We start from the raw sequence: 6,166 nt of genomic DNA, 5'->3' as shown, positions 1-6,166 counted from the left end.
ATAAGAAGTTGAGGTTAGTAAAGGCGCATTGGCAAGCTGCGATACAGTCACTACTGGATTTAGTCAGGGATCCACAAGCATGCTATTAAATTCGTGGGGATCCCACAGGGTCAGAGTAAATATTAGCTCGCCTTGTCAGGAAAGCACACATTTTAGTAATTAAGAAAGTGGTTAACATTTTTCTATATGCTCTGTTAAGCCACACATTTGACGGTGACTGGAATGTAGTGGTCAATAGGTGGGGAAGTTGTGTTTCATTCGCATACTCTTCACCATTTGCATTGAACAAATTAACTCGTTAACTATTATTAGTGTATCCCTCTCCGTACAAGGTGGATCTAATGTCATCTTCACCTCTTGATTACGCCAAGCAAGCGCAAAAAATATGCGTGCTATCTGATGTTTATATTACATTGAATCGAATGTTATCCAGTGACGACTGCAGCATGGAGCAGTTGGCCGATGCCATTGCCTATGAGCCTGCTATTGCCGCATCGATTTTAAAAATCGCTAATAGTGCGATGTTCAGTATGCCAAGAGAGATAGACAGCCTTTCTAAAGCCCTTGTCCTGCTTGGTATTAAGGAGGTAAAAAAGTTGGTCAATGCTTATGGTGTTACCGCAGCATTTTCCAGCATAGATCCTAAAGTCGTTGATCTGGATAAATTCTGGGAGATAAGTGTAGATTGTGCCTTGATTTGTAAGTATTTTGCAAAAACCAAGCAGACTCCCGATACCGATAATATCTTCCTGTCCGGGCTATTTCATAATCTGGGAATGTTGGCTATTGTCCACAGCGAGCCGGATAAAGTCAGGTATTGTGAGGATTATGATCGCGAGGAAACACCTTGGCTTCGCCAGAGCGAGGTATTTGGTTTCACCTTTGCTGATTGCACTACCGAGCTGTTAAAGCTGTGGAATCTACCGGACACTATCATACAGCCTATTGCAGAGTTTAATCGTGCAGAGGGTGATCCCTTGCCCGATAATAGCAAATTGCTTTATATTGCTTCACGTTTAGCCGTGATTAATGCCGAGCCTGGGCTATATGCTAAGGAGGAGTTGATCAACCCGGATATTTTGGACGATCTGGGTATTGGCTTAGATGAGCTAAACGAATCGCTTGAGTACTGTAATTTGCAAGGGATACAGCTTTTAGCGACGTTTCCGATACAAGGCTCGAGACGATAGAAGCCTAGACTGAGTTAGAAAAATCTGTGGGGACAAACTCTGCCCCCACTTACTGGTATTCTAGAATCTCTCTACTGGAGCGGTAGCTAGCTCAGGAATAACATTTTTAACTTTCCCATCTTTTAGATATTTAGGGTGATATTTACCGACTGGTAGTGTAGTTACAGCGTTAGCATGTACACGTCTTGCCACTGGGACGTAATCTGTTGCAGCTGTTGATATTGCCGTTACGATTATATCTGCAATCAAGTTACCAGAAGAGCCAGAAGTATCTAATACGAATGTGTTTTTGTATGACCATAAAACGTTATTTGTTTCTGCTGAAACTAATATGTACTCCATGCCCACAGTAACATTACCAGAAACTACCATATAGTTAGTTTCCCAAGATGTCAGCTTGATAAACAATACCGACTCAGCCCCAAATTTATCTTTGTAGGTTGAGAAAGGGATCCCTTTTAGCTGTGTGCCATCAATAATGCCCGCTTCTTTGAAAATATTGCTCACAATTGGAACTGGTAGTACATAGTAGCCTTTATCTGCCAGAGGTTGAGCAACCGTCGCATTTAGGAAGTCGGGGGCTTCAGCGGCTGTTGTTTCATTGATAACAGGGACGATGAGCATGGCTTGACGATTGACGTCTGAATACATCTCAGGAAAGGCTGCTTCTTTAGTTGTTGTCGTTGCTGCACAGCCCGACATAAGCAAAGCAATAGTAATTGAAATTAGTAAGCGCATGTTTATTCCTATTTCTGATCTGATATTAAGCGTTCAATAAAGCCTTTGGACTCCGGGTACAATTCGGCTTCTTGACGGTAATAAGCAATGCTGTCATCGCTATCCCCACGTTTAGCTGTAATGTAACCAATTTCAGCGTAAATTCCTGGAGGAACTTTCAAACCTTTTTTCTTTGATGTATCCACAATGTTGTTTAATTCATTGAGATGGTTTGTGACTGTTTGCTCTGATGGTGCTTTAATATATTCGTAATATGTCTCTGAGTAATTTCCCCAGTAATATCCACTTTCGGTTACCGAAGCACAGCCTGCAAACATAAATGTTGCGGCAAGTATAAAAAGGTATCTTGTTTTAGTTAGCATTGGTTACTTTCCTTTTAGAGTCGTATTGTTCTTACTTGACCATCAGCTAGGTAAATGTCTTTAGCAAAAAGAACAGCACCTGCTGGACTCTTGATAGAAAGTCTATGCGAGCCTTTGTCCAATTTTATTACCAGAATTTGACGATTTTCATCTGCAGCATCAGCAGCGCCCACAACACCCGTTGCATAGGGAGTTAAGTCTTTGCCATTAATTATATGGTTATTGATTGCTGCAACAGTAATTGAATTGCCAATTAACACGTCGGCAATGATGACGACTTTTTGTTCATGCTCTAAACCCGTTTCACTTCGCTGAACATTTGATCCGCATGCAGCCAGAAACACACTTAAAAATAGAAATAATATTGTTCTCATGAAAGTCTCATTTTATTTATCAGAAAGGTAATATTTTGACAGGTCATCACTAATCGACCCTTCAATAACATCTACGAAAGAGATTTGTTCAAACTCGTCATTTCCGTATGTTGAAAGCACTTGGATTTTACCTATCTTCTTTCCAGGTAAAGAGATAAGGCCACCGGTTTGCGGGTTCTTCACTTGTTTGCCATTCTGGTAAACGATCAATTCCATCCCTTCAGAAAGACCCTGTGCTTCTCCTCCAGAGATGATGTATGTTCCATCTTCATTTGATAGGAAATATGATTTCCAAGGCTTGGCTGTCATGTTTTCAACCAAATTACTGATCATTTGAGAAATCGCTTGTGATAACGCTTTATCAGTTAGACTTTGATCAAATGCAGCAGATGTACCAGCCCCTAATGTTTTCTTGGTCTCAGTAGTTGCTTCACCAGCGCCCTCAACAGAACTTATTATTCTTCCTGTTGTGACATCAACTAAACGAACGTTAACCTTTGTATAAGCTTTTTGTATTTTGGACTGAGAGAACAAACCTGTAGTGCTCTCTGCCGAGCGGCCAAATTCGCTTACGGAACCGACGATTAAGTAATCGACAGAAACGCCACTATCACTTATGCCTTTTAATATGTTCTCTGAGTTGACTTCTTCACTGTCAAGGCGTTCAAACATAATAAACTTATTAGTGTCAGCCAGGCGTGCGCTAAGAATATCAGCCGCTTGTTTGCCAATTCGATTGTTGGAGCTGTCTACGAGAAAACTATTCGCAGCTTGGGTTTCATTTGAAAACCTTGCAATTGCTACTTTACGCTTTAGAAACGTTTGAGCTGAATCAGGCTTTGCACTTGTGTTTGCAGAGGTTGCATCTAAACCTGATGCAAACGCCGGGGCTTGAAGGCAAAAAAGTGCCATCCATGCCAATGTTAAAATATTCCGTTTTTTCATTTTGCTCTCTTTTTATTTTTAAGCATTAATGCTTAATCTACTTTGAAAATCTGTACAATAATCTTGCGGATTATACATGTGACTACTTCAGTGTCTACACTTGATTAATGATGCTTTTCCTTAAACCTGTTATCTACACTAAAGGACCCAAAAATGAAATTTGAGCTACAAGGATAATAACTAAAATACCCATTGCTAAATCTAATTACTGAGGTGGTTTTTGGGAGGCATTCTTGCGAATTTATGGAGGAAGCTTATTGTTAATCAACTGCATGCATAGCTATCTATGGAGATAGTACTCTTATAAATGGCTACGTGTTTATCTTCATCCCTGAAAGGCCAAGTTCTACTTTCCCTTAAAATAGAGTAGAGTCTTGCTTTCGTTTCCCTAACTGCACACTTTAACTTAAATTAAGCGTGGAGTTCAATATCTCTACCACATATTTATGTAAAAACGTTGTGTTGTAGGTATTTGTTCTCGTTACTTTTTTGATTAAATACCCAGAGTGAAATTTCAAGGGTTATAAATGAAGCCATGATTGAAGACATCACCATCTCACTTCCCTCTCTTATTCATCGAATAGGAAGGGAAGCTGTCAAACAGGCCCAAGACGTGGCCAAGCAGTATCACTGCGGGCTTAAGCGTGTGCGTCGCTCCAGGAATTGGGGGCTATCCGGTGAAGCTACCAAGATCCAATCGTTTGCTGAACAGTTGAAACAGAGGCAGTTGAAAGCGGCTCAATTGCAGAAGGAAGGTGCTGCTGAGTTTCGTTACCTTATCCAGAAAATTGAAACCGCTTTGCTCGATCATACCGACAAGCTGGAACCTTTAGAGGCAAAGCTTGCGCGTTTGATTAACGATAACCCCAATATCACCTTGAGTGAGTTGATGCACATTACCGATTGCACCATGGCTGAAGCCAGAGCGGCACGATTCCATGTCGACTCTTGGTAAAAGAGGGAGGTGATTACTGTGAGTCCATTGTCTGCATCTCCCCATGTTCAAAGTAGAAGGGCACCATCCATATTCATTGTTCTTCTTTAGATATGCCGGACTAATATAGTAAAGCCTTACTGTGATCTGTATCATACGTGCCAGACTTTTTATGATGAAGACAGACACGATGAGCAATGCTAATAAACCCGCCACCAATGCACTGTTAAAACAGGCCCACAACAACATGCCTCTGGGTGTGGCTGATAGTTACCGTTACTGGGGTGAAGAGAACACAGTATTCGTTAAAAGCAGCCTGGGCTGCACCATTACCGATGCAGACGACCAGCAGTTTATCGATTTCCGCCTCGCTTACGGGCCTATCATCTTGGGCTATCGCGATTCTCGAATCGATCAACAGGTTGTGGCAGCTATTACCGAACGTGGCACTATCTCCGGCTTCTCAACCGATCTAGATTCTCAGGTGGTCGAACTCATAAAGCAGATGTGTCCGAATATTGAGAAGGTGAGATTTGCCAACTCGGGGACAGAAGCTGTGATTGGCGCGGTACGCACCGCTCGTGGTTTTACCGGCCGTAACAAGATTGTGGTGGTTGAAGGCGGTTTTCATGGCCTTTACGATGAGATGATGTGGAAATCAGACGTCGATAACTGGGATAGCGAAACCGAAGCGGCGCCAAAGATCGCTGCTTTTGGTGGCGGTATTCCAGAGGCGAGTCGCGAGCACCTGGAAACTGTGCCTCTCAATGACTTCGCAGCCATCGATGAAGTCTTTGCTCGTGTCGGCGATGATATCGCAGCCATCGTCATTGAGCCGATATTAGGCAACTGCGGCAGCATCGCATCGACCCAGGAATACATGCAGAAATTGCGTGATATCTGTGATGCCAATGGTACCCTCTTGATTATGGATGAAGTTAAAACGGGTTTCCGTGTCGCTAAAGGTGGCGCACAGGAGCTCTATGGCATCCATGCCGATCTCACCACATACGCTAAGGCTATGGGCAATGGTTATCCGGTCGCCGCCTTCGGTGGTCGCAAGGAGGTGATGGACGTGATCAGCTTTGGGAAAAATGGCGTTACCCATGGCGGCACCTATACCGCCAACATGATTGCCCTAAGTGCCGCCAAAGCGACGCTGACAATTTTGAATGAAACCAATGCCTACGACACCATCAACAAAGCCGGCGTCGATATTCAACGGGTGTTATCACGGGTATTTACCAAACACGGTATCGAGCACAGGTTCGCCGGCCCCGATGCCATGTTCGGTATTCATTTTGGCAGCCAGGTACCGCATAACTATCGTGACTGGAAGAAGACCGACAGCGACCTGTATACCGAGTTTGCCCATAACCTGATTAAGAGCGGCATCATGCTGGAACCAGATTCTCGCGAGCCTTGGTTTATCTGTGAATCCCATAAGGATATTGATCTGGCCAAGCTCGAAGAGATTGCCGATGCCGCGATGGCAAAAGCGATAGCCGGTCGAAAGTAATAACCGATGACTAAAGGGTACATCACTTAGGCAAAAAAAAAGAGGTTAGCCATTTAGGTTAACCTCTTCTGCCTCAAGACAAAAATAAGACACAGGATTGATGA

General features: G+C 43.1%; 7 protein-coding genes. 3 read left to right on the top strand and 4 right to left on the bottom strand.

Features of this window, described 5'->3' with window-relative positions; translation table 11 throughout:
• The first annotated feature begins 341 nt into the window (after positions 1–341).
• Complete coding sequence (locus EKG39_RS17145) at positions 342–1,190, top strand: HDOD domain-containing protein (RefSeq protein WP_126507202.1); 849 nt, start codon at positions 342–344, stop codon at positions 1,188–1,190.
• A gap of 60 nt (positions 1,191–1,250) precedes the next feature.
• On the opposite strand, the gene EKG39_RS17140 is transcribed toward EKG39_RS17145, so the two are convergent.
• The 4 genes from EKG39_RS17140 to EKG39_RS17125 are packed head-to-tail and all read right to left on the bottom strand — an operon-like array spanning position 1,251 to position 3,609.
• On the bottom strand, positions 1,251–1,928 hold the full coding sequence (locus EKG39_RS17140) for a GNA1162 family protein (protein ID WP_221767379.1): 678 nt from the start codon (positions 1,926–1,928) through the stop codon (positions 1,251–1,253).
• Between the two features lie 8 nt (positions 1,929–1,936).
• On the bottom strand, positions 1,937–2,290 hold the full coding sequence (locus EKG39_RS17135; protein ID WP_126507200.1) for a DUF4810 domain-containing protein: 354 nt from the start codon (positions 2,288–2,290) through the stop codon (positions 1,937–1,939).
• A gap of 14 nt (positions 2,291–2,304) precedes the next feature.
• Positions 2,305–2,664, bottom strand: coding sequence for a putative periplasmic lipoprotein (locus EKG39_RS17130; RefSeq protein ID WP_126507199.1), 360 nt, complete (start codon positions 2,662–2,664; stop codon positions 2,305–2,307).
• 12 nt (positions 2,665–2,676) lie between these two features.
• Positions 2,677–3,609 carry a CsgG/HfaB family protein gene (locus EKG39_RS17125; RefSeq protein ID WP_126507198.1) on the bottom strand — a complete coding sequence of 311 codons (933 nt, stop codon included), beginning with the start codon at positions 3,607–3,609 and terminating at the stop codon, positions 2,677–2,679.
• Positions 3,610–4,144: 535 nt separating this feature from the next.
• Between EKG39_RS17125 and EKG39_RS17120 the strand changes: the two genes are divergently transcribed.
• Both EKG39_RS17120 and EKG39_RS17115 read left to right on the top strand, forming a co-directional pair.
• On the top strand, positions 4,145–4,564 hold the full coding sequence (locus EKG39_RS17120; protein ID WP_126507197.1) for a ribosome recycling factor family protein: 420 nt from the start codon (positions 4,145–4,147) through the stop codon (positions 4,562–4,564).
• A gap of 151 nt (positions 4,565–4,715) precedes the next feature.
• On the top strand, positions 4,716–6,062 hold the full coding sequence (locus EKG39_RS17115) for an aspartate aminotransferase family protein (protein WP_246028544.1): 1,347 nt from the start codon (positions 4,716–4,718) through the stop codon (positions 6,060–6,062).
• The last annotated feature ends 104 nt before the right edge of the window (positions 6,063–6,166 follow it).

The sequence above is a fragment of the Shewanella atlantica genome, from assembly GCF_003966265.1.
Lineage (GTDB): Bacteria > Pseudomonadota > Gammaproteobacteria > Enterobacterales > Shewanellaceae > Shewanella > Shewanella atlantica.
This window is presented reverse-complemented; position numbering and strand designations above follow the sequence as displayed.

Bases quoted from the DNA above. Each gene is read 5' to 3' on its own strand.
- EKG39_RS17145 (WP_126507202.1), top strand. From the start codon at position 342: ATGTCATCTTCACCTCTTGATTACGCCAAGCAAGCGCAAAAAATATGC.
- EKG39_RS17140 (WP_221767379.1), bottom strand. From the start codon at position 1,928: ATGCGCTTACTAATTTCAATTACTATTGCTTTGCTTATGTCGGGCTGT.
- EKG39_RS17135 (WP_126507200.1), bottom strand. From the start codon at position 2,290: ATGCTAACTAAAACAAGATACCTTTTTATACTTGCCGCAACATTTATG.
- EKG39_RS17130 (WP_126507199.1), bottom strand. From the start codon at position 2,664: ATGAGAACAATATTATTTCTATTTTTAAGTGTGTTTCTGGCTGCATGC.
- EKG39_RS17125 (WP_126507198.1), bottom strand. From the start codon at position 3,609: ATGAAAAAACGGAATATTTTAACATTGGCATGGATGGCACTTTTTTGC.
- EKG39_RS17120 (WP_126507197.1), top strand. From the start codon at position 4,145: ATGATTGAAGACATCACCATCTCACTTCCCTCTCTTATTCATCGAATA.
- EKG39_RS17115 (WP_246028544.1), top strand. From the start codon at position 4,716: ATGATGAAGACAGACACGATGAGCAATGCTAATAAACCCGCCACCAAT.